This window comes from Fontisphaera persica (genome assembly GCF_024832785.1).
In the GTDB taxonomy this organism is placed as follows: domain Bacteria; phylum Verrucomicrobiota; class Verrucomicrobiia; order Limisphaerales; family Fontisphaeraceae; genus Fontisphaera; species Fontisphaera persica.
Window position 1 is genome coordinate 1,884,521 of record NZ_CP116615.1, and the last position, 22,978, is coordinate 1,907,498.

Annotated in this window: 13 protein-coding genes and 1 tRNA gene; 5 read left to right on the forward strand and 9 right to left on the reverse strand. The window is 59.1% G+C overall.

All coding sequences use genetic code 11. The features are described from left to right. Positions 1-4: 4 nt before the first annotated feature. From NXS98_RS06620 to NXS98_RS06635, 4 genes are all read right to left on the reverse strand, one after another. Positions 5-727 (reverse strand): YebC/PmpR family DNA-binding transcriptional regulator, encoded by a 723-nt coding sequence (locus tag NXS98_RS06620; RefSeq protein ID WP_283847692.1) that lies wholly within the window; start codon positions 725-727, stop codon positions 5-7. Between the two features lie 7 nt (positions 728-734). After that, the gene (locus NXS98_RS06625; protein WP_283847693.1) at positions 735-1,112 is read right to left on the reverse strand and encodes a YbjQ family protein; all 378 of its coding nucleotides are present in this window, start codon (positions 1,110-1,112) and stop codon (positions 735-737) included. A 114-nt stretch (positions 1,113-1,226) separates the two neighbouring features. Continuing rightward, positions 1,227-1,319, reverse strand: a tRNA-Ser gene (locus NXS98_RS06630). Between the two features lie 176 nt (positions 1,320-1,495). Continuing rightward, complete coding sequence (locus tag NXS98_RS06635; RefSeq protein ID WP_283847694.1) at positions 1,496-2,488, reverse strand: ZIP family metal transporter; 993 nt, start codon at positions 2,486-2,488, stop codon at positions 1,496-1,498. Positions 2,489-2,634: 146 nt separating this feature from the next. Between NXS98_RS06635 and NXS98_RS06640 the strand changes: the two genes are divergently transcribed. Beyond that, positions 2,635-4,863, forward strand: coding sequence for an arylsulfatase (locus NXS98_RS06640; protein WP_283847695.1), 2,229 nt, complete (start codon positions 2,635-2,637; stop codon positions 4,861-4,863). A gap of 38 nt (positions 4,864-4,901) precedes the next feature. Here the strand turns inward: NXS98_RS06640 and NXS98_RS06645 are convergent, their stop codons facing one another. Further along, a complete protein-coding gene (locus tag NXS98_RS06645) occupies positions 4,902-5,270 on the reverse strand; it encodes an ArsR/SmtB family transcription factor (protein WP_283847696.1) in 369 nt (122 codons plus the stop codon). Positions 5,271-5,480: 210 nt separating this feature from the next. On the opposite strand from NXS98_RS06645, the gene larB reads away from it, so the two are divergent. Genes larB through NXS98_RS06665 form a run of 4 tightly spaced genes read left to right on the forward strand, consistent with a single transcriptional unit; the run spans position 5,481 to position 9,987 of the window. After that, on the forward strand, positions 5,481-6,239 hold the full coding sequence (gene larB / locus NXS98_RS06650) for a nickel pincer cofactor biosynthesis protein LarB (protein ID WP_283847697.1): 759 nt from the start codon (positions 5,481-5,483) through the stop codon (positions 6,237-6,239). 2 nt (positions 6,240-6,241) lie between these two features. Beyond that, positions 6,242-7,609 (forward strand): nickel pincer cofactor biosynthesis protein LarC, encoded by a 1,368-nt coding sequence (gene larC / locus NXS98_RS06655; protein ID WP_283847698.1) that lies wholly within the window; start codon positions 6,242-6,244, stop codon positions 7,607-7,609. A 36-nt stretch (positions 7,610-7,645) separates the two neighbouring features. Beyond that, on the forward strand, positions 7,646-9,001 hold the full coding sequence (locus tag NXS98_RS06660) for an ABC transporter permease (protein ID WP_283847699.1): 1,356 nt from the start codon (positions 7,646-7,648) through the stop codon (positions 8,999-9,001). A gap of 5 nt (positions 9,002-9,006) precedes the next feature. After that, positions 9,007-9,987, forward strand: a complete 981-nt coding sequence (locus NXS98_RS06665; protein ID WP_283847700.1) for a type I phosphomannose isomerase catalytic subunit — start codon at positions 9,007-9,009, stop codon at positions 9,985-9,987. 19 nt (positions 9,988-10,006) lie between these two features. Here the strand turns inward: NXS98_RS06665 and NXS98_RS06670 are convergent, their stop codons facing one another. The 4 genes from NXS98_RS06670 to NXS98_RS06685 form a co-directional block, all read right to left on the reverse strand. Then, positions 10,007-10,744: a hypothetical protein gene (locus NXS98_RS06670; RefSeq protein ID WP_283847701.1), complete on the reverse strand. Its 738-nt coding sequence runs from the start codon at positions 10,742-10,744 to the stop codon at positions 10,007-10,009. 8 nt (positions 10,745-10,752) lie between these two features. After that, on the reverse strand, positions 10,753-11,595 hold the full coding sequence (locus tag NXS98_RS06675; protein WP_283847702.1) for an MBL fold metallo-hydrolase: 843 nt from the start codon (positions 11,593-11,595) through the stop codon (positions 10,753-10,755). Next, the gene (locus tag NXS98_RS06680; protein ID WP_283847703.1) at positions 11,592-12,764 is read right to left on the reverse strand and encodes an aminotransferase class V-fold PLP-dependent enzyme; all 1,173 of its coding nucleotides are present in this window, start codon (positions 12,762-12,764) and stop codon (positions 11,592-11,594) included. The genes NXS98_RS06675 and NXS98_RS06680 overlap by 4 nt, the downstream gene beginning before the upstream one ends. Positions 12,765-12,847: 83 nt before the next feature. Continuing rightward, a complete protein-coding gene (locus NXS98_RS06685; protein ID WP_283847704.1) occupies positions 12,848-22,921 on the reverse strand; it encodes an FG-GAP-like repeat-containing protein in 10,074 nt (3,357 codons plus the stop codon). Positions 22,922-22,978 lie beyond the last annotated feature (57 nt).

Below are 22,978 nucleotides of genomic sequence, written 5' to 3' on the forward strand. Positions count from 1 at the left end.
GAGGTTAAACTTCGGCCGTGGTATAGACTTCTTTTACATCGTCATGGTCCTCGAGGGCTTCCACGAACTTTTGCAAACTGGCCACGGCCTCCGGTGCATTAACAGGCGTGGGCACCAAGGGCAGTTGCGTGACCTCTGCTGCTTCGCACTTGATGCCCTTGCTCTCCAACGCCTTGTGCACCGCCTCGAAGTGAGCAGGGTCGGTCAGGATTTCGTAGCCTTCCTCGGAAGATTTGAAATCCTCGGCCCCCGCCTCCAAGGCCACCTCCATGACGGTATCCTCGGGCGCGGCTTCGCGGGAAATGATGATTTGGCCTTTGCGCTGAAACAGCCGGCTCACAGCGCCTTGCGACGCCATCGAGCCACCGTGCTTGGTGACCAGACTGCGGATTTCCGCGGCGGTGCGATTGCGGTTGTCCGTGCTGATTTCCACCAGCACTCCCACACCGCCGGGCGCGAAGATTTCATAGGTCAAATCCTCGTAATTGACCGGCTCGCCCTGGCCTGTGCCCCGTTTGATGGCGCGCTCGATGTTGTCGTTGGGCATGTTGGCGGCGCGGCATTTGAGCAACACCATGCGCAGCCGTGGATTCATGTCAGGATCACCGCCGCCCAACTTGGCGGCGATGCTGATTTCCTTGCTCAGCTTGGCAAATATCTTGCCGCGTTTGGCGTCAATGGCGCCCTTGAAATGCTTGACCTTTGCCCATTTGCTATGGCCTGCCATACCTCAATTAAACTCCTGATGTTCCCGTCACCGGCGGAGGCGCCGGCGCGAGGCTTTCCACATAAACCGCTGTGCCGTAACACAAGACCTCGGTGATGCCGGGGCCAATTTCCGTCGCATCATAACGCACCCCAATCACGGCATTGGCCCCCAGCTCGCCGGCATGCGCCAGCATCTGCTGAAACGCGTCCGCGCGCGCCCGCTCGCACAAGGTGGTGTACACCGAAATGTTGCCGCCAATCAAGGTTTGCAAACTGGCAGCCATGTTGCCCACGATGGAACGCGAACGCACCACAATCCCGCGCACCACGCCCAACGAGCGCACCACGCGATAACCCGGCAGCTCAAAGGCCGTCGTTGTCAACGGATGTGTTTGATTCGACATCCCCCCCATTGAACAACAACCTGCCGCCGCTCACTAGTAAATAATGAACGCACGAAAAGCGGCAGAACGGCACCCGGCCAAGGCTGCAATGCTCCGCGAAAAACCGAATTGAATTGGCGGAAGGGGGGAGATTCGAACTCCCGGTGCCGGTTGCCCAGCACGCCTGATTTCGAGTCAGGTGCCTTAAACCACTCGAGCCACCCTTCCGCCCATGATGGCCGGCTGCCTCCCTGCTGAAACGCAGCCGCCAACCTGACAAAATCTGGCCTTTTACCGCGCCAAACGCAAGCGGATTTGCGGCCTCTTATACCGGTTGCTTGTGCTGATTTACGTGAAGTTCTGGATAACCCTATACTTGCCGAAACGAGGCGGCTGTTTTTGGGTCACTTTGGCTGCACGGCCGCGGGCTGGTCTTGCTCATGCTCATGGTCATGCCCGTGACCATGATCATGGCCACCGGCCTCGAAAGCCCCAATCAGAAAAGCCAGTCCCAATCCCGCCAGCATGGCCAGGGAAAGTTTGATGCGATCATGGGAATGAAATTGCAGCTCGGGCAACAGGTCACTGGCGGCGATGCACAAAAACGTGCCGGCAGAAAAGGCCAGCGCGGCCCCAACGTATTCGGGATGGCTCTCGGCCACCTGGCTTGCCCCCAGATAGAACAGCCCCACCCCCACTGGGATCATCAACGCAAACAGGACGTTCACAAAATGGCGGGCAGCGCGGGACCACCCGCCCGCTGTCATCAAAGTGGTGATGGTCAGGGCATCAAATGGTTTGTGCAAAAAAATCACCAGAAAAGTGGCCAGTCCCGCGAGGCCGCCATGAAAATGGCCATTGCTTTCGGCGCGGACGCTGGCCGCCAGCGCCATGCCATTGATGACGGTGTGAATGGTCAGCCCCAAGGCAGCGCCACCCCAGGAAAGCTGGCGGGCAGATTTATCAGCCAAGGTATGTTGGTGCGGATGGTGATCGTGGTGTTGGCAGGCGGATGGTGGCACTGCGGGAGCCGCTGATAAATTCAGCGATAAGGGTTTACCCTCCGCCAGGGCACTGCCGCAGGCCTCGGGGTCTTCGTCGGGCACGTCATGATGATGAAAATGCAGGAAGCGTTGAACAAAAAACATGACCAGAAAACCGGCCAGCATCCATTGCATGACCCTATCCAGGGAGCCCATCTGAAACGAGGCGTGGGGGAGCAGATGCAGCACGCCCACTCCCAACATCAGGCCGGCCACGAAGCTGGTGGCCAACTGCATGCGGGTGTGGGTCAGGCGAATCCACAGCGGCACCGCCCCGCCCACCAATGAGCTGAGCAGAATCAGCGCGCAATAAATAACCAGCAACACTCCCGGCGGCCAAGCAACGTCATCCATATCCAACTCCTAATTTGGCGGGGGTGCTCCGTCGAGTCTAGAGAAAAGGATGGCCCCAGGAAACCGGCGGCCAGCCATTGCCTTCATCCTAGTGTTGAGCCTGATGGGTTGCGGCGTTAGAGTGAAGCCGCACCAGTTTTGGATTTATGCAAAAGTCCTTCCTGACCGCCTGGTTTTATTGGTTGGCCATTGGAACAACATGCTGGCAATTAATTGCCAGCCCAGCCCTGGCAGCTACCAAGGCCGCGCCGCCGCCCAGGCCCAACATCGTCATCATCCTGTCCGATGACATGGGATATTCAGACATTGGCTGCTTTGGGGGGGAAATCAACACCCCCCATCTGGATGCCCTCGCCGCTCAAGGTTTGCGCTTCACGCAGTTTTACAACTCAGCGCGCTGCTGTCCCACCCGGGCTTCGTTATTAACCGGCCTGCACCCGCATCAAACCGGCGTGGGACACATGATGGAAGACCGCGGACATGATGGCTATCGCGGCCGGCTGAACCGCCGCTGTGTCACCATCGCAGAAGCGCTGAAACCGGCCGGCTATAGAAATTACGCGGTGGGCAAATGGCATTTAACGCCCGGGAACAATGCCAAAGAATTGGCAGACACCAGCGACTGGCCGCTGCAACGGGGATTTGACCGTTTTTACGGCACCATCCACGGCGCCGGCAGCTATTGGGACCCCAGCTCGCTGGTGCGGGACAACCGCCTCATCACCGCATTTAATGACCCCGAATACCAACCCCCGGTTTATTACTATACCGATGCCATCAGTGATCATGCCGTGCGTTTTGTGCATGAGCACACCCGCCAGCATCCGCAGCAACCCTTTTTCCTCTACGTGGCCTACACCGCCGCGCACTGGCCCATGCAGGCCAAGGAGTCCGACATCGCCCGGTACCGCGGCCGTTATGATGCCGGTTTTGCTGCCATTCGAGAAGCACGGTGGGCCAGGCAAAAACGCCTGGGGGTGGTGGACGCCCGCTGGCAGCCGGCGCCCATCGTGGGGGATTGGGAGAAGGTTAAAGACCGGACCTTCGAGGCGCGTTGCATGGAGGTTTATGCCGCCATGGTGGATTGCATGGACCAGGGTATTGGACGTCTGTTGCAGGCCCTGCGCGATACCGGCCAATGGGACCATACGCTTCTGTTCTACCTGCAGGACAACGGCGCCTGGGCCGAAAACATCGGGCGTGGCACCAATGTGACTCCCTCCACAACTCAGCCAATGTATCCGCCCATGACTGTGGATGCCCTACAACACGGCAGTATTCCCCGGCAAACCCGTGATGGCTGGCCCGTCCGCCAGGGCTATGGGGTGATGCCCGGTGGAGCGGATACCTATGTCGCTTATGGACGGGAGTGGGCCAACGTGAGCAACACCCCATTTCGCGAATACAAACACTGGACCCATGAAGGCGGCATTGCTACACCGCTGATTGTCCACTGGCCGACAGGCATCCCGGCTTCACGGCGGGGCCGGTTGGAAAAACAACCCGGACAATTGATGGACATCATGGCCACCTGCCTGGACGTGGCAGGTGTGCCCTACCCCTCCGAATACCAGGGAGAAAAAATTACCCCCTTGGAGGGCGTCAGCCTGCGGCCGGCTTTCACCGGCAAAACCATCCGCCGCCAGCAGCCGCTGGTTTGGGAACACGAAAGCAACCGCGCCATTCGGGAGGGCAAATGGAAGTTGGTGGCCAAGGAAAACCAACCTTGGGAATTGTACGACATGGAAAAGGACCGCACGGAGATGAACAATTTGGCTGCGCAATACCCACGCCGCGTCCAAGAAATGTCCGCCGCCTGGGAAGCATGGGCGGCACGGGCTAATGTGCTGCCCTTGGGGACTTGGAGAGGCAAAACGGCCACCCAAACCGGCACGCCTGCGGGCAGCAATAAAAAACGCTTTGAATTAAAACCAGGCGACGTCCTCGCTCGCGCTCAGGCTCCTGCCATAGCGGGTCAACCTTTCCGTATAACGGCTCAGTTTGAGGCCAAGCATGGTGAAGAAGGCGTCCTGCTCGCCCAGGGAGGCAACACCTTGGGGTACGCGCTGTACCTTAAAGAGGGTCAATTGCATTTCACCGTCCGCACCCAGCGCGGCCGTGTGACCACAGCGAGTGTGCCCGCCGGGCCAGGCAGCCATTCGGTAGTAGCCATTTTGAACAGCAAAGGCGAATTATCGCTGACATTGGACAACCTGCCCCCCAAAACCGTGCAGGGTCAGGGACTTGTCACCGCCATGCCTGTGGACGGTCTGGAGGTGGGCTCTGACGAAAACGGCGCCGTGGGCCATTACACCGCTCCTTTCCGCTTCACCGGTAAAATACCAGGCGTGACCTTGGAAATACTCCCGCCCTGAACACCCCCCTTCGCGTACAAGGATTGCGAATCCGCTGGTTAGTTTCTTTTCTCAGCGCTGGCAGTGATTTTATTCTTGGGTGATAGCCCCGGCACGGGCAGGCCCCGGCGTTGAAACTCTCCCGCCAGACTGCCGCAGACGTGGTGGCACAATTCGATAATAGCCTCATCACCAATTGAATAATAGACACTCACCCCTTCACGTTGGCGGGTCAGGATGCCGGCCTCGGCCAGGGCCTTGAGCTGCCGGGAGACATGCGCCTGGGATTTGCCCGTAAGGGTGACCAGTTCATTGACAGTACGCCGACGCTCGCGGAGTACATGAATGAGTTTCAGGCGCGTGGGTTCTCCGAGTATCCGGAAACGAGAGGCAATAATCTCCAACGCGGCATCCGACAGCGCAACCATGGCCTGCGACTTCCCCATGAGCAGGGCTAATTACCTAAAATGCCCATGCTTGGCAATCTTTCTCTTGGCAGAGGAAAACTGGCCCCGACATCGGCCGGCAAGGCGGACAATGACCTGAAAAAGTGCAATCAAGATTTTCCGGGGCCCGGCTCCTCCGCCCTGGCGCAATTCCGGTTGCCGTTCGCCCATGAGCAAGGCAAACTTAGGCGCGTGACGGCAAAAGAAGCAGCGAATTTGTTGGATCAATTTCAAGCGGGCCGCATCTCCCGCGAAGACGTGTTACGGGCGTTTCAACGGGCGCCCATTGCCGATCTGGGGTACGCGCAGGTGGATACCCACCGGGCCTTGCGCAAGGGTTTTCCCGAGGTCATCTATGGCGCAAGCAAAACGCCGGCGCAAGTGGCCGGCATCGCCGCCAAGCTGGCCACACAGGAATCCTGCCTGCTAATCACACGCATTACCGAAGCCCATTACCGCGCCGTAAAACGCAAGTTGCCGAAGGCGGTCTGGCACGAAACTGCGCGCTGCATCACCTATGAACGCAAGCCTTTGCCCAAGCGCCCAGGCCTGGTGGCTGTGCTTGCGGCGGGCACCAGCGATTTGCCGGTGGCCGAAGAAGCCGCCATTACCGCCAGCATCATGGGCAATCACGTGGAGCGTTATTACGACATTGGCGTGGCGGGATTGCATCGTCTGCTGCGGCCGCTGCCGGAGCTGCAAAAAGCGCATGTCTTGGTGGTGGTAGCTGGCATGGAAGGCGCGTTGCCCAGCGTCGTGGCGGGGTTGGTCGCGCGGCCCATCATTGCCGTGCCCACCAGTGTGGGCTATGGCGCCAACCTGGGCGGCTTGAGCGCGCTGCTGGGCATGCTCACCAGTTGCGGCAGCGGGGTGACGGTGGTCAACATTGACAACGGTTTTGGCGCCGGTTACGCCGCCAGTCAAATCAACGCGCTGGCAGCCGGGGAATAACCATGAAAATCCTTTATCTGGACCTGTTAAGCGGGCTTAGTGGCGACATGTTCCTGGGGGGGCTGCTGGCCTTGGGGGTGGAACTGGAGGAACTGGAGCGGGAACTCGCCAAACTGGGACTGCAGGGGTACCATTTGCATGCCCATAACCGCTCCGCCTGGCAAATCCGGGGCATTAAATTGGAAGTGCACCTGGAGGACCATTCCCACCCCCATGAAGACCACCACCACGCCCCCCACGAGCACAGCCATGCTCATGTTCACTCTCACCATCATCCCCCTCACTCCTCACATCAGCATGGCCCGCATTCTGGCCACAATTCAGACCATGAGCATGAGGAACGCACTTTTGCTCAAATTCGCGATTTGATTGAAGCCTCGCGGCTCTCCCCCTGGGTGCGGCAAACAGCCGTGGCAATTTTCCGCCGCCTGGCCGAGGCTGAGGGTAAAATCCACGGGATGGCGCCAGAAAAAGTGCATTTTCATGAAGTTGGGGCGGTGGATTCCATCGTGGACATTGTGGGCGGTTGTATCGGTTTGGAACTGCTGGGACGCCCGCGCGTCCTTGCGTCCCCCGTGGTCGAAGGCCGCGGCTGGGTGGAATGTGCCCATGGCCGTTTTCCCGTGCCTGCGCCGGCGACGCTGGAAATCTTGGCAGCACGGGGAGTTCGGCTGGAGCAGTGCGAAGAGCCACACGAAATGCTTACACCCACCGGGGCGGCGATTCTGGCGGAGCTGGCCGAGCAATTTGGCCCCCTGCCCTCCATGAAAGTTAGGCGGGTGGGATACGGTCTGGGCACGCGGTCCTTGCAAACCCGCCCCAACTGTGTCCGCATGATTCTGGGTGAAGCCGCATCTACCAAGCCGGAGGCACCGGCGGATTGGGAAATGGACCAAGTGGCGGTGTTGGAGACCAATGTGGACGATTTGAACCCGGAAATTCTGGGGCATTTTGTGGAAAAAGCGCTCAACCAAGGGGCGCTGGATGTGTTTTACACGCCAGTCACCATGAAAAAAAACCGCCCGGGCGTGTTGTTGACCTTGTTGTGCCCTCCGGATGAAGCCGACGCTTTCATGGCGCTAATCATGCGCGAAACCTCGGCTTTTGGGGTAAGATGCCATCTGGCTTCGCGCCGTAAATTGCGCCGCAACTTCGCCGAAGTCGAAACACCTTGGGGCATGGTGCGGGTCAAGCAAGGATGGCTGAATGGCGAATTGCTGCACAATGCCCCGGAATATGAAAGCTGCCGGCAGTTGGCTGAAGAAAGAGGGGTGCCGGTGCGTCAAGTTTATACAAGCGCGTTGGCCGCAGGCCAGCAAGGGGCGCCCAGCCGGCGTCCCCGCAAAAAAACGGCGCGGAAAAAAGTTTAGCTTCCGTCGCGGCGCAGACCGACCGCTTTTAAGCGCATGTTTTTGCTCAATGCCATATTGGTGGGATTCAAGGAAATCTGGGCGCATAAATTTCGCTCCTTCCTGACCATGTTGGGCATTGTCCTGGGTGTCTCCAGCCTGATTGCCATGTCGGCCACCATTAAAGGCATGGAAAACGGCATGAAGGAGGCGCTGATGGCCATGGGGGGGCTCGACAAGGTGTTGACCCGTGAACAAGATGTGCCGCCCGAGCAGGAACACAAGGCCGACCAGGCCCCCGGCCGCACCATCACCGATGTGTACGCCTTGAAACAAAGCGCCCCACTAATCCGAGTCGTCTCGCCGGAGATGGCCTTGTTTGGCGCCGTCATCAGCCGTGGCAACAAGGCCGTGCGCCCCAGCGAATTGGTGGGCGTCTGGCGCGAAGTGCTGGACATGAATCTGCACGTGCTGGAGCACGGGCGCTTTTTCAATGAACTGGATGAAGAGGAAGCGCGCAATGTTATCGTCATTGGCACCGGCATCCGCAATGAACTCTTTGGCTCGCCGGAGGAGGTGGGCAAAGAGATTATTCCCCTGGGGGAGACCGTGTATGTGAATGACCAGCCCTTCATTATCGTAGGCATGTTGCAGCACTACGAAGGCGAGCTGGAAAAGAAAAAACGCGAGTTGCAACAACAAGGACGGCTGGAGGAGAAGAAAACCATGGTGGAACGCCGGCGTGGCTTCGGCCGGCCCAACTGGGCCTTTCAACGCAAGAATTACACCGCCTACATTCCGCTGAACACCATGTGGCTGAGATTCCGGGCCTCCGCCGGCTCGGGCAATGTGCCGGACCCGCGATTGACAGACCTGGACATCAAGGTGGCGGGATTAAACCGGATGGATGCCGCGCTGCAGCAGGCGCGCAATGTCTTGATGATGACCCATCGTGGCATTGAGGATTTTTCGTTCCAAACCCAGGAAAACAACGTGGAAAACATCAACCGCACCATCAAAAATGCGCGGTTGAGCGGTGGTTTCATCGCCGCAATCAGCCTGCTGGTGGGCGGCATTGGCATCATGAACATCATGCTGGCCAGCATCACGGAGCGCGTGCGGGAAATTGGTTTGCGCAAGGCCATTGGCGCCACGACCTTTGCCATTTTTGCCCAAATCGTGGTGGAAAGCGCCGTGATTTCCGTGCTGGGCGGCGCGGTGGGCCTGGCCGCAGCGTGGGGGTTGGTGGCGATTCTGGAACATTTGACGCCGCAGGCCAATGCGCCCGTCATCACGACCGGGGCCATGGCTCTAGCCCTCGGCTTTAGTGTCATGGTAGGGGTCATTGCGGGTTTAACCCCCGCCTTCAAAGCCTCGCGGTTGGACCCCATTACCGCACTGCGCTACGAATAACCGCCATGAGCAGTCTCTATCCGCTGGTGTTTGCGCCGCGTTTCAAAGAACGAGTCTGGGGAGGGCGCAATCTGGAACGGCTTTATGGGAAAGCTCTGCCCCCGCAGGCGCTCATCGGCGAGTCCTGGGAAATCAGCGACCGGCCAGGCGATGCCAGTGTGATTGCCAATGGCCCCCTGGCAGGCCGCGACCTGCGCTGGCTCATGGAGCATCACGCCCGGGACCTCCTGGGCGCCGCCGCGCCTGCCCCCTCCGGACAATTCCCCTTGCTGGTGAAGATTTTGGACGCGCAACAGGACCTCTCCCTGCAAGTGCATCCGCCGGCGGACCGCGCGGCTGCGCTTGGCGGTGAACCCAAAACGGAAATGTGGTTCTTCACGGATTGCCAGCCGGGAGCCTGTATATACGCTGGCCTCAAGGCAGGTGTCACGCGCGAGGACTTCTCTCGCCGCCTGGCGGATGGTACTGTGGCAGATTGCGTGCACCGCCTGCCCGTTCAGGCGGGGGACGCCATGTTTTTGCCCAGCGGCCGGCTGCATGCCCTGGGGGCGGGTTGCGTGCTCTTCGAGATTCAGCAAAACAGCGACACCACGTACCGCGTGTTTGACTGGAACCGGCCCGGCCTGGACGGACGGCCCCGCGAGTTGCACGTCCGTGAATCCCTGGCCTGCATAGATTTTGCGGATGTGGAACCGCCATTAATTGCTTCCCGCTACTCGCGCAGCCCCAGCGTGGCCGTGCGTTATCTGGTGGATGCGCCGCCGTTCATGGTCAATGCCTGCCGCGTGCGGCGCGGCCAGAGGTTTTACCTGCGTTTCCAGAGCGCGCAAATCATCGGGGTGGTACAAGGGCGCCTGCGCCTCGGCACGGGGGCGATGGCTCAGGAACTGAAAGCCGGTGATTTTTGCCTGCTGCCCGCTGCGCTGGAAAGAGTGGCCCTCGAAGCACTCACCCGTGTGGAGTACCTCCTGGCAGAGCCCAAATGAGTCGTACCCGCCTCCCTGTTCAGGGTTGGGGTTTCCACGGAGAAATATACTCAAATCGCAGGAATGGCGTTGCCCCTTCCTTCACCTGAAGGACTTGTGATTGTTTGCCCAGTTTTTGGTGCACTGTCTCCAGCACGTACTCCCCCGGCGGAAGTCCCTCAGGCAGGCGAAATACGCCGTTGGTATCCGTCACCGCGAAGAAGGGATGCTCTACCACCCCCACATAGGCAAATTCCCAAGGGTGGATTTCGCATTTGATGCGCAGCAGGATTTCCTGCTTGTCGAACTTGAATCGCGCGCTGGTATGGGGAGGCTGGGCGATGTTGAAGCCCTTGTTGGTCAATGCCACCGCATGCACGGTCTCCATGTATGGCTCGGAGTTTTTGATGCGCAGCACCTGGCCGGTTTGCACCCCGAGCATGTAAGGATGAAAACCGCAGTGGTATTGGTCTAACACCACTTCATTGGTGGAAATGGGAAAACTGCGTCCCTGCAGCCCCTCCCGAATGAAGACGAACACATTGGCCAGCCCGCCATTGGTGCCCACCACATAGTGGCGGGTGGTCAGCGGCTCCTGGCGCACGCTGCGGCAATCGGGAAAGTTGCTCAAATCCACCGGTACTTCTGGCGGTGGTGTGCCACGCAACCGAACCTCGCCTTCGACGCGCGCGGCCACCGCCGGAAGCGATGCCGCCAGCCAGACCAGTAAAGCCGTTAGCCCTGTCCGGCCATTCAGGGTGAATGATGCGCCATTCATATACTATCCTAAGGCAGGGCAAATTCCCACCGCGTGCCCGCATGCGGCACGAAACAACGGCCGGGAAACCGGCTGTGTAAAGTCGCCGCAGCGGCAAATCCCGTGCAATGCGCGGCTCCCAATTGCTGCACGTGGTACTGCTCGAATGCCTGCATCGTCGCCTCCAGCCGCGAGCCACTGGCATGCAACAAATGCATGCCCCCCCATACCGCATGCACGAGCGGGCGCCCCAGCAGCGATGAAAAATGCTGGAGCGTATTGACCACGCCGGCATGAGCGCAACCCAGCAGCACCACCAGCCCGGCGCGTGTCATCATGCCCAAGGCCATGTCATCCATCAGAGGATCCGGCGACTTCCCCTCGGCATCCAGGTAAAAAGGCCCGCCCACATCCTCAAAATCATTGAGCCGTGGAATGGGGCCGCTGAGCCACAAGCCAGGCGCGATTTCCCACGGTTCCCTCACCATCCTCACCCGCCCGCCCTGGCGCTTCAGCCAAGCCCGCGAGGCCTCCGGCATGCCGATGTCACGCGCCACCGTCTTGGGGGTGACGGAATATTTCGGGGAAAATGCGTCAGGGTGCACAAAAACTTGCGCTTGTTCTGGCAATTGGCCCAGGGCGGGAAGCCCCCCCGTATGATCATAATGGCCGTGGCTGAGAATCACGCCGTTGAGCCGATCCAGTTTCACCCCCAATCTTTGAGCGTTCTGAAGCCACAGGCCGGTCTGGCCGGTGTCAAAAAGAAACGTCTGCTCGCCCCACTCAATCCACACACTCCAGCCGTGCTCGGCTTGCAACCCAGGCTGATGGGTGGAATTTTCCACCAAAATTGTGAATCGAAGTCTGGTCATTTTTGTCCTCTCAGGATTTCGAGCAGCCGGTGCAGTTCGGCTTCGGTGTTATAAAAATGCGGCGACAGGCGCAGGTATTGCCGCCGGGAGCGGTCAGTACGGAGGGAGGTCACGAAACCATCCCGGGCCAGCCGGGCATGAAGCTCGGCCAGGTTGCAGTCCGGCCGCCAGAGGGAAAGGATGCCACTGGCATTGGCCGCTGGTGCGTCGGCATGCAGCACTTCCCACCCGCAGCGCGCCAGTTCCGGCAGCAGCCAGGCGCGTTTGCGCAATATTTCCGCCGCGATGTTTTCCACCCCCACTTCGAGGAGCAGCTCCAAGGCCGCGTTTAATCCCACCACGCCGGAAAGATTCACCGTGCCCACTTCATAACGCCGCGCGTCCGGACGGAACTCCAACCTTTCCTGCGCAACAAAGTCTGGACACCGCAAGTTGTGCCAGCCAAACACAATGGGACGCATCAACCCCTGTAACTCGCGGCGCACGTAAAGCAGACCCGCGCCAGAAGGTCCCAGCAGCCACTTATGAGCATCGGCAGCCAGAAAATCTACACAGCCTGCCACAGACAAGGGAAAAGCGCCCAGGGTTTGAATGGCATCCACACAAAACCAGATGCCCCGCTCGCGCAGTTGGCGGCCCAGAGCTTCCACCTCCAGACGCCAGCCGGCGACAAAATGGCAGGAAGCCAGCGCCACCAGCCGGGTGGACTCGTCCACCTGTCCCATCACGTCCATGGGACGAATGCGCCCGAGGGAACGCGTATTGAGCAGCCGCACTTGGACGCCTTTTTCGGTCAGAGCCATCCACGGGTACACGTTGGCGGGGTAATCATCAAAATAAATGACGATGTTTTCTCCCCTCTTGAAAGGCAAACCGCCGGCCACATAACTCAAGGCCAGTGAAGTGGGCCCAACCAAGGCGATTTCTTCAGAGCTCGCCCCTAGGAGTTCTGCCACTCGATGGCGGGTTTGCTGTATGATTTCGTATCCCACCACGGCCTCCTGGTCGTCCTCCATGCCGGCCTGCGCGGCGCGGACCATGGCTTCGGCCACCCGACGTGGCAAAGGGGAAACCGCCGCATGAGCGAGAAAAACTTTGCTGGCGGCCACCGGAAACTCATGACGGCGCAATTCCTCGTTTTTCAACAAAACTTCCACACTTAGCGGCATGACCCAATTGTAGGGAAACACCCGCTCCAAAAAAGAAAAAACGGCGGACGGTTTCCCGTCCGCCGTGGTGAGTTGTTTAACCGTTACGGATTAATCCGCAAGGTGAAGGTCTGCGGGTCACTGGTATTGACTCCGCCGTTAAGCGTGCCGCCGCTGTCCACCGCCGTAATCGTGAGGGTCACGGCCACTGAAGCGGTGGTCGGCTTGGTGCGAATGACCAGCCCGCCCGTCAGCGGGTTGATGGTTGGCGCTGACACGAACGGCGCAGGGTCGCTGGGCACCACCCTGAATTGCTGGAACCTCTGCGGCGCCAGCGGTGCCGGCGGATTCACTTCATTGGCCGGCCCGAGCAGCGCATTGGAGGCGGTGATGTCCACCACCACATTGGTGCTGGCATGACCGTTGGTGCTGGCGATGTCGAGACTCGTGCGGGTCAGCACGAAGTTCGGCTTGTCATTCACCGGCTGGACAATCAGGCCCACTGTGCGGCTGGAGGTGTTGGTGCCGTCACTCAGGACCACCGTCAGCATCGTCCGCCCGAAGGCATCCGCTGCCGGAGTCACGTTCAGGGTCACCTCCCACAGGTTGGTGCCCGGCACCAGCGCCTTGGTATAATTCCAGTGCGCCGGATTGTTCGGGTCAACCAAGCCCGTGTTGGTGGACAACAGGCTCACCGTGAGACTGTTGATGTCGCTGTCAATATCCCGGACGTTGAACCTCCAAGAGACGTTGCCGTCTTCATTGATGGTGCGAGCGTTGAGGGCCAGCGGATTGACGAAGACCGGCGCGTCATTGACATTAGTGATGCGGATGATGAACACCTGCGTCACCGTTGTATCCTGCTCGCCGTAAGGCCGCATATCCGGATTGTTGGTCTTCACGCGGCCGCTGTCCTTGGCCCACAACTCGACCAGGGTCTCGCCGAAGGCGTTGTTCGTCGGCGTGAAGAACAGGGTCAGGTTGGTGGTGGCAATGCGCGGCAGGCCGGCCTTGCCTTTGAACAGGGTCGGATCCGCCGGTTTGAAGAAGTAGCTCAGGCGCTGCTTCTCCTCGCCCCATGGACCGGCCCAGGCATAGGTGATGAAGTTCGTCCATTTCACCGGCACGTCTTCCGCTGCCTCCACCGTGCCCATGTTGCCCACCGCCGTCTGAATAACCGGCTGGTCATTCACCGGCAGGATGTTAATGCTCAACATGGCCCACTTGGAGGTCTTCACGCCGTCAGAAACGTAGTACTTGATGAGGTCACGCCCGAACCGGTTGGTCAGCGGCGTGTACTTCAACACCGGGTTGGTGGTCAGGTTGAGATAACCCAGACCATTGCTCGGGTCGAGCACGCCGTTGGTCGGCCACACCGTGATGTAGTAATCCAACGGGCCATAGCTGCCACCCAGCACGATGTTGGTCGGCATGTCCTCGACGAACACCAGTTTCTGGTTGTAGGCCTTCGGCGCCCAGTTGTTCAGCAGGATGGAGACATTCTGCGCTCCCCAGTTGGCCACCGCCAGATCAGGCAGTTTGTCGGCATTGTAATCGCCAGAGGCCAAGGAGACTGGCATGTCCTCCACATCGCTGATCATGCCCGGGTCGCCCCAGTAGAAGTTCAACACCGGCAATGGCGGCACATTGGTCAGGCTCTTCATGCCGTTGCCATGCATCACCAGCACTGCATCGGCACCCATGAGCGCAATAGCCACGTCCACCAGTTTGTCGTTGTTGTAATCGCCAAAGGCCAGGTCACGCGGCTGGAAGCCCGCCGCCATGCCCACGCCAAAGCTGCCCGCCGGGGCGAAGCGCATGTCATTGCGGACTTTCGGATTGGAGGCATTGGTCCAGACCGTGAGGTCATCGGAACCCATATTGGCCACCAGGATATCCGGCAGTTTGTCGAGGTTGATGTCCACGACACCCACCGCCGCCGGCATGTCGCCTACTGGCAGATTAGTCACCACCGTCAGGGAGGTGCCCACCAGCGTGAGAATGCTGACGTTGTCATTCCCAGCGTTGGCCACCACCAAGTCCGGTTTATCCAGCGCCGTCGGCGTGCCGAGCAACCCAGCAGCAATCGCGCTGGGTGAGCGGCCCACCTGGACGATTTCAGTGGCATCAAAGACCGGCGCATAAACCATGCGCTGATGGTAGAAGACTTCCACCGTGCCGGGGTCCGTCCCGTTGCCGGCATCCACCACCACCAGATCCACGAACAAGTCCTTGTTCAAATCGGCGGCGATGAAGGCCACCGGGTTGTTGCCCGTGAGCGGGATATTGGTCACCAGCGTCAGAGCACCGGCGAGATCGTTCACCCCGTTGTTCTGCCAGATCTGCACCACACGGTCGCCCGCGCAGAGCACGGCCAAATCAGGGCGACGGTCATAGTTGAAGTCACCCAGAGTCAAGGCAATCGGGTTGTTGCCCACCACCAGGTCAAACCGGTTGGTGAAATCACCCTTGCCGTTGCCCTTGAGGAGGGCCACCACGTTGCTGGCCGGGATGGCCACTGCCAGGTCAAGTTTGTTGTCCTTCACAAAGTCCGCCGTCACCACCGCACGCGGCGGCGCGCCCATGGCCAGCGGCAGGCTGTTAGTGAAGGCATACGGACGGGTGGCGGCGTCTTCCACCATGGTCACCGGGACGTTGATAGTGAGGACTCCAGAAGCAATCCCATTTTCAATCGCCCGGTAGGTGAAAGTATCCAGACCGTTGAAGTTTGGATCGGGGATATAGATCAACTGGCCGCCCTGCACAAGGACCTGGCCGTGAGCCGGCCCGGACACAATCTCGTATGTGCGATTCCCAGTGTGCCCAGGCACGTTAATGGTGGCCATGCTGTCCTCGTCAATTGCTGCCACGGTGGTCACAAGCTCGGCTGGAACCACCAGTTGGACTTGGAAGTCTTGGTAGGTGGCGATGGTGTAATCATTGTTATTCACCGCCGACGAAGCCAGGCCCACGTTCAACAGGGTGGGCAGGCCGTCGTTGTACTGACCATTGGCCACCCAGGTTGTGCCGTCAAGACTGTGGAAGGCATAGAACATGCCATTGGAGCGCATAAGTTTCACCCAGACATTCGGATACGGCAACGGCGGCACACCCGTGCGGCCACCGGTAGGATACGTACGGAGCGCTTCTGTTGAGCCACCGCCGAACCCATCGCGGTAGGTCATCTGGATCGCGTTTTCACCACGGTTCAAACCGGTGTCGAAAGCCGGCGTGGCCAGAATGGCCCGCTGGCGCTCATGAGCGGCCAGCCCCGGACGCGCCATCAGACCCGCCTTGGTCCAGTTGCCTGCATTGCGCAGGCCAAGGATGCGGACAGTAGCCACGAAATCACCGTTGATTTCGCGATAAGTGAAGTTCATGGCGTCATAGCTGCCCCAAATATCGGAACCGGCCACCCAAGCCTGGATGGTGTTTTCGTCACCCATGACATTCCAACCATAGGTCCCCGGCCAGTTGGCACTCGGGTTGGTGGCACTGCCAGCCACCATTTCGGAAGAATTGGCATGTTTCAACCCGCGCGGCGTCACGGTCACTGCCGACGGCGTCATGTAATTACCATTCAAGTCAGCCAAACCGCTCACCTGGACCTCGAACGGCCCATTGATGGCAGACGACAAGGTTAGCTGAATCGTATTGGTCTCACCGCGATTCAATCGGGCATCTACAACCGTAACGGCTGCAGGCTGTTCAAGCAACTCAACCTCGCCAATCTGCATCGAGTTGGCCGCAGGAGCGTTGGCCACATTCGGGAAGGTAACCCGATAGTAACCATACGCGGTGTTATTGGGTACAGGCACCAACTGCGACCAACCGCGGGACTGGAATGCCGCCAGCGGCGAATTGGTAATCACCGTCCAGCTTGAACCGTCATTGGACCCTTCGAGGATGAAGTCAATCGGGTCACGCTCGGGCGCGTCGTTCGCCGAGGTGAAGCGCACGGCCTTCACCACCTTGGCGCCTGCGCCGAGCTGCACGATGAAGCCGGTGTTGAGCTTGCCGAAGTTCAGGTACTTCGTGCGCAACAAGCCGTCCACCGCCAAGCCCGGATGCTCATTCCCCGGCCAGGTGCCGCCGAAGCCGGTCACCACATCACCAGCCCCGGTCACCGGCCGCATATCCACCGGCGAACCCAGCGTGTTAATCTGAATTTGGGCCAGGTTGGTCAATGTACCGATGGCCACGGCATCATTGAACACCAAGCCTACCACTTTGCCGTTGAGGCTGTGACCGCGCTGCAACACCAGCGGATTGCTTTCCGTGGGGTTCACGTTAATCACAGCAGTTTGGGACACTTGCGCGCCGTCGCTGCGCACAATCAAGCAGCGATACTGAACGCCATTGTCCAGGAAGGACAGCGCCGGGGTGGTATAGGAATCACTTCGCGCTCCCAGGATATTCACGCCATTGCGCTGCCATTGGTACAGAGTGTAGAACGGTGAACCTGAAGCAGCGACCGACAGAGTAACCGTCGCGCCGACATTGGTGGTCACGCTCTGCGGCTGGGTGGTAAGGGTGATTGCTGGATTGATGAATCCATATTGATAAACCATCGTGCGTGGGATGCGCACCGCTGCGCCGCCACTCAGCACTGAGGCCCCCGTGGTGTAACCCACTTCCAAGTAGTCACCACCACCACCTTCCTTGACCATGGCTTCCCAGTAATACGGGAATCCGGCAATCAAGAATTTAACCGCCTGGTCATTGGGCAGGGTATTAGCCCCGTCATTCCATCCGTCGTTGCAGCAGCCGCGGAAGGCTACAAACTGACGGCTGCTGTAATCCATGGTCGTGCCCAAAAAGGCACCCGCATCATCGTCGTTGCGCAGCCAGAACTTGTAGTTGCCGGTCGTAGGCGGCACAAAGACGCCCGACATCAAGGCGCCATAATTGTCCATGCTGGGGCGATAATTGGCATCGCCCAAGATGCTGCGGAAACTGGGGTTGTTGGGGAAGTTCACGTTGTTCGTCAACGCCGGCAGGGTCGTGCCGCCGAAGCCGTCATAACGCCGCAGGTAAATGCCGTCTGCGTAAACCGCATTAGTATAAGTCGCAATGTTGGGGCTGACAGCATTCGCATTTTCACTAGCATCACGCACATTATTCAGTGTCAGAGTATAGACCGCGCCCGGCTCCTGCGGCGTGGTGGTCAAGATGGCAGTAATGGCATCCGGCATGAGGCTTGCCCCAAGCACCGGCACCACATTGTTGAGCGCATCGGTCAGGGTGTAGGTCCCCGCCGCCACCGAGGCAGCATCCATGCGCTCGCTGAAGCGCACCATGATTTGCTGGTAATTCACCGAGCCGCCAATGTAAGCCACGGTAGGCGGGGTGGTATCCGCCAAAACCGTCACGGTGGCCACTGCACTGGTGGCCGTGGTGCCATCCACGAAGGTGGCGACGCAGCGATACTGGGCACCCTGATCGGTGGATGGACGCATAATCTTGGTGTAGGACGCATTGGTTGCACCCGCTACATTCTGCCAGGCAGTACCATCAAACCTCTGCCACTGATAGGTGGCCGGCTGCGCATATGGATGCACTGCTGCCACCACTGTTCCTGGATTGCCGTCCGAAACCGTGATATTGACGGGTTGCAAACCAAAGTATTTGTAGTCCGGCACCAATGCCCAGGCGATGAACTGATTGGTGAAATTGCCGCGGTTGTCCGTGTCGCGGTATAATCCTGGAGCTGTCTGATAATTGGCGTTATTGCGGAAGGCCAAACTCACGTAGTCGCCGCCACCGCCTTCCTGCATCAGCAGTTCGAAGTAGTACGGCACGCCGCCCACCAGCGACACAGGGCCGCTCCAGTTGCCCGGCTCATTGCAAGCCGCGCAACCACCCTCCAACCGGATTACGGTGGCTGCATTGGCCGGATGGGCCGGATGGACCGGCGACAGGCTCATGAGCAGCCAGGCGGAGTCATCCGCCTCGGCGCGGAAGTTGTACACTGCAGTTTCCGGCGGGATGAACCAGCCAATCATGCGGATACTGTAGTAGTCACCGTAATTCTTCGGCGAATAAGCGGTATCCATCATCGTCACCGAATCCGGGAAGTACGGGAACTTCGAGTTGTTGGTAATGATGGTGAAGTTGTTGGCCGCGCTTGAATTGCCGGTGAAGACCTGCCGTTGCACAAAACCGGGCTGCGTGTGCCAGCCGGTAAAGGTCAGGTTGGTGGTCTCCAACAGGTTAAAGCCCTGGTCGTACACATTTTCCACTCGCAAGGTGTACTGTTGATTGGCATTCAGGCTTACGCCACTGAAGGTAAGCAGGAAGCCGGTAGTGTCACCCAAATCCACGACTTCCACTGGATTGTAACTGTTGGCACCATCCATCAGCGTATACGCGCTGGTGCTGTCCCACCCATACGGAACAGCCTCCCCAAACCGCACCAACACCTTGTTCGGCACCGGGGTGGCGCTAACGCTTTCCACCGTCGGCGGCACCGAGTCCACGAGCACGGTCAGGGTGGCAACGGCGCTCACTCGCTGCGCCATGTTACCGCCTGGATTATATACCAGGCAGCGGAATTGCGTACCATTATCAGCCAACGTGAGCACAGGTGTCTGATATGTGGAGGAAACGGCGCCAGGAATCATCAACCAAGTGCCTCCGCGCAAAACTTGCCATTGATAACCCACCTGGCTGGGGTTGCTGCCCTGGGCCACGCAGGTGAAGGTGGCGCGGGCATTTTCATAGCCAGTCCTATCTTGAGGCTGCGTGGTGATGGTCACGGTGGTTGGACCCGCAGTCACTGGGAACAGACCCCAGCCAATCATGCCAGGGCTGCCATTGCCCGGTTGCGAGCCCTCGGGGGCCATGGCCACAGCAATATGGTCACCTCCGCCGCCTTCCTTCATGATGGCCTCCGCATAATAGAGCTTGCCCCCTTCCAAGGCGATGGCCTCTGAGCGGGCGCTGGGGTAGGTGCCACCCCCGCGCGAAGTTTGCCATACATCATAAGCACGATAATCTGTCCATCCATACAGGTTGGCGCGCATGGTCTTGTTGGCCGGATTGTCATCGGTGCTGAGGTAGAACTCCGAATCATCATCGCTGGCCATGTAGAACCGATAGTTGCCATTGGTGGGCGGGATGATGAAAGCGGACAGCCGGCGCCCATAGTTATCCATGCCTTCATCCGGCACATCAAAACCGCCACGATACCCCACTGTATCCGGCTGGTTATTAATGTATTTCGAGTTGTTCTTCAAATCGTTGATGCCGGAACCGCCAATTCCCGTGAATGCCTCATCCTTCACCTTGCCGGGTATCAGCATGAAACTGGTGAAGTTGGCGGTGGAATTGGGCGCAATGGCTCCACTCAACGGCGAGAAGTCATCCACATTGTTCACCGTCAAGGTGTACTGGGTGGCGATGTCCTGAAGTGAGGTGTCCAAAATCACCACCGAGCCGTCGCCCGTGCGAGCGGCACTCAAGACGGTGATTCCACCACTGATCGCGTAGTTGGCAGGGTTTTCCGCAGTGGTAGGCTCCACCGGCTCGCTGAAGACCACCCGCACCTTGCGGAAGCCTTGATATGCTTCGGCCGACAGGAGCACAGGGGCAATGGTGTCTTCCTGCACCGTCAACGTTGCCACTGAGCTAATTGCCTGGGCCAGGGATCCTCCGAGGTTCACTGCCACACAACGATATTGCTTGCCATTATCCGACATGGACAATACCGGCGTCTGGTAGCTGGCAGCGTTGGCGCCCGGAATATTGGTCCAAGCTCCCACCCCACCACTTTGCCACTGGTAAACGATGGGGCCGGTGGGATTGGCTCCAGTTGCGGCAACGGTAAAGGTCACCCGCAGACCGGCGTATTGATTGGTATTCTGGGGGTGCTGCGTGAAGGCAACGGTCGTCGGACCGCCCGGCTGGGCTCCGTAAGCGATTTCCTGCCCTTGAATCGGGCCCGTCGGCAAATCATCTCCGGTGTTATAACCCACAGAAACGTGGCCGCCGCCGGTGCCATCACGGAAGAGCACTTCCGCGGAATAGGCCATGCCGCGATACAACTGAACCGGAGCCGAACGGGCATTCGGGTCAGCACCACCTTCACCCCCTTGGAACTTGTTGTAGTTGCGGAAGCCCGTCCATCCGCTCTGCCGCGTCAGCAGCACGCGATTGGCCGGATTGTCATCCGGGCTGAGCCAGAACTCATTGTCATCGTCCCCCACCGCGTAGAACCGATAGCTGCCAGAGGCGGCCGGCACAATCCACCCTGTAATAATGGCTTGGAAATTATCACGCCCGTCATCCGGGTATTCAAACCACGGAACGAAGTTGGCCGCCGCCGGCGGGTTGTTCGCTGCATAGATTTTCAAATCAGCCAGGCTCCGATCGTTATCATACCGTTTGCTCAACACATAACCCGGGATGGAAATCGGGGTCGTGAAATTGAGCGGGGTGGGCACCATGTCGGCAATGTTCTGCACTGTTACCGTGTAGCTGGTCACCGGGTCTTGCATCGTGGTGTACAACAGCACGTCGGTCCCATTCGGCATCACGGTGGCCGAAATGACATTCACCCCGTTGTTGACCGTGTAGTTCGCCGGATTCTGGGCATTGGCCAAGTCGCCCGCCAAGGCTTGGTTGAACGAAATCAGGATGCCGCGCAAGCTGACATTGCCGCGCGCGCTCAAGGCCTGCATGGGGCCCACCGTGCGCGTAAAGATGGGGCTGCGCAAATCATCATTAGAAAGGTTGGAGAACATGTTATTACCGTCATTGTCCTGCAAATCAATGCCCACCGTCGGGTCAAATTCCACGAAATAGGGGTGACCGATTGCGATGTTATAATTCACATAATTCAAAATGATACGCGTCCGGTTGTTGGCCAATGAGGCTGTGGTAAAGGCAGCCGGAAGATTGCCCGGCGCACCAATGACGGCCACCTGACTTGGCGGGGCGTTGGAGAAAAGATAGCAATAATTGGGAATCTGGGCCACCGCATCGTCCACGCTTTGCAGGTTGGCCAATGGCTTGTTCAAATCAATGAACAGCACACCGTAACCCGGATTGCTGACGGCGGCGATGCGCGGGCCTTTGGTGGCGCGCACTTCGGCGTTGGCGCTGGTGGCCACCGTGCCGTTGTAGGTGTTGCTCACCACGCAAGTCAGGATATTGGTCGAATCAGAAGCCCCCGGTGCAGTAAAGGTATAAGTGGTGTTGGTCGCGTTCGGAATGTCCACCCCGTTCAATTTCCACTGATAAACCAGATAGACCGGCCAGCCCATCGCCACGGTGCGCAAGGTCACGCTGCCGCCGGGCGAGGTCACGCTCACCGGTGCCGGTTGCACGGTAATAATCACTGGATCCTCGGGGTTGTCGTAAATCTGGGTGGTGGCGGTCTCATTGCCAGTTTCCCCGGCGCAACCATGACGGCTGCCCGCGATGCCTACATAAATGGTATTGGGGAACGGGTCGTTGTCGTTGCCGCCCACGGTGCTGGGCCAGTTGTAAGTGTCCTGGGTTTGCGGCCCCACCCAGTTCACGCCGTCCATGCTGGCGTACCCCCGAAACACGCTGCCCACCCGTTGCAGGCGCACCCATTGATAGGTCGGATGATTGCCGTCCCCCGGCACAATGCGGTCCTCATGCTGACCGCCATTGCCGGCTTCGCCCGCCCTCCATGTGCGGTACATGAGCGACAAGTCACCCACGCCCTGGCTTTGGCCGCAATTGCTGGTCGGGTTGCCATCATTCCCCACAATTGGACCTGATGGCGTCGCCTTGGAGAACACCATCTTGCTGGAAACATCCAGCGAAGGACGCGCCATGATGCCCGCCTTGGGCCAGCGGGCGGTCACCTCCATGGAGGCGACGCGTATTTTGATGTCGAAGTCCCCAGTTACCTGCAGATAAAGAAAGGTGAATTCATCCTGCATGTCCCAGATGTCGTTGCCCGCGGCATAGAGCGTGATGTGATTGGGGGCATTGCTGACCACTGATCCCACAGGGTTACCGCCCACGTGGGCCAGCGTGAATGGCACCTGTGCCACCTGAGCCATGGCCGCCCAACCGGTGAATACCGCGGCAGCCGCCAGTGTTTTGAGCATTTTAGGGTACGTCATAGGAGTTCCTTGGATGGGGGACTTGACCAACGTTAAAATCTTGTGCGCCGACACGACACCACAATTGTTTTTCATGGCAAAAAACTTCGCCAACATACGGTGTATTTGGGTTGTAATCAGGTTACCGGCGCA

What these genes read in the sequence shown, in the direction of transcription:
- NXS98_RS06620 (WP_283847692.1), bottom strand. Translation starts at nt 727, where the DNA reads ATGGCAGGCCATAGCAAATGGGCAAAGGTCAAGCATTTCAAGGGCGCC.
- NXS98_RS06625 (WP_283847693.1), bottom strand. Translation starts at nt 1,112, where the DNA reads ATGTCGAATCAAACACATCCGTTGACAACGACGGCCTTTGAGCTGCCG.
- NXS98_RS06635 (WP_283847694.1), bottom strand. Translation starts at nt 2,488, where the DNA reads ATGGATGACGTTGCTTGGCCGCCGGGAGTGTTGCTGGTTATTTATTGC.
- NXS98_RS06640 (WP_283847695.1), top strand. Translation starts at nt 2,635, where the DNA reads ATGCAAAAGTCCTTCCTGACCGCCTGGTTTTATTGGTTGGCCATTGGA.
- NXS98_RS06645 (WP_283847696.1), bottom strand. Translation starts at nt 5,270, where the DNA reads ATGGTTGCGCTGTCGGATGCCGCGTTGGAGATTATTGCCTCTCGTTTC.
- larC (WP_283847698.1), top strand. Translation starts at nt 6,242, where the DNA reads ATGAAAATCCTTTATCTGGACCTGTTAAGCGGGCTTAGTGGCGACATG.
- NXS98_RS06660 (WP_283847699.1), top strand. Translation starts at nt 7,646, where the DNA reads ATGTTTTTGCTCAATGCCATATTGGTGGGATTCAAGGAAATCTGGGCG.
- NXS98_RS06665 (WP_283847700.1), top strand. Translation starts at nt 9,007, where the DNA reads ATGAGCAGTCTCTATCCGCTGGTGTTTGCGCCGCGTTTCAAAGAACGA.
- NXS98_RS06670 (WP_283847701.1), bottom strand. Translation starts at nt 10,744, where the DNA reads ATGAATGGCGCATCATTCACCCTGAATGGCCGGACAGGGCTAACGGCT.
- NXS98_RS06675 (WP_283847702.1), bottom strand. Translation starts at nt 11,595, where the DNA reads ATGACCAGACTTCGATTCACAATTTTGGTGGAAAATTCCACCCATCAG.
- NXS98_RS06680 (WP_283847703.1), bottom strand. Translation starts at nt 12,764, where the DNA reads ATGCCGCTAAGTGTGGAAGTTTTGTTGAAAAACGAGGAATTGCGCCGT.
- NXS98_RS06685 (WP_283847704.1), bottom strand. Translation starts at nt 22,921, where the DNA reads ATGAAAAACAATTGTGGTGTCGTGTCGGCGCACAAGATTTTAACGTTG.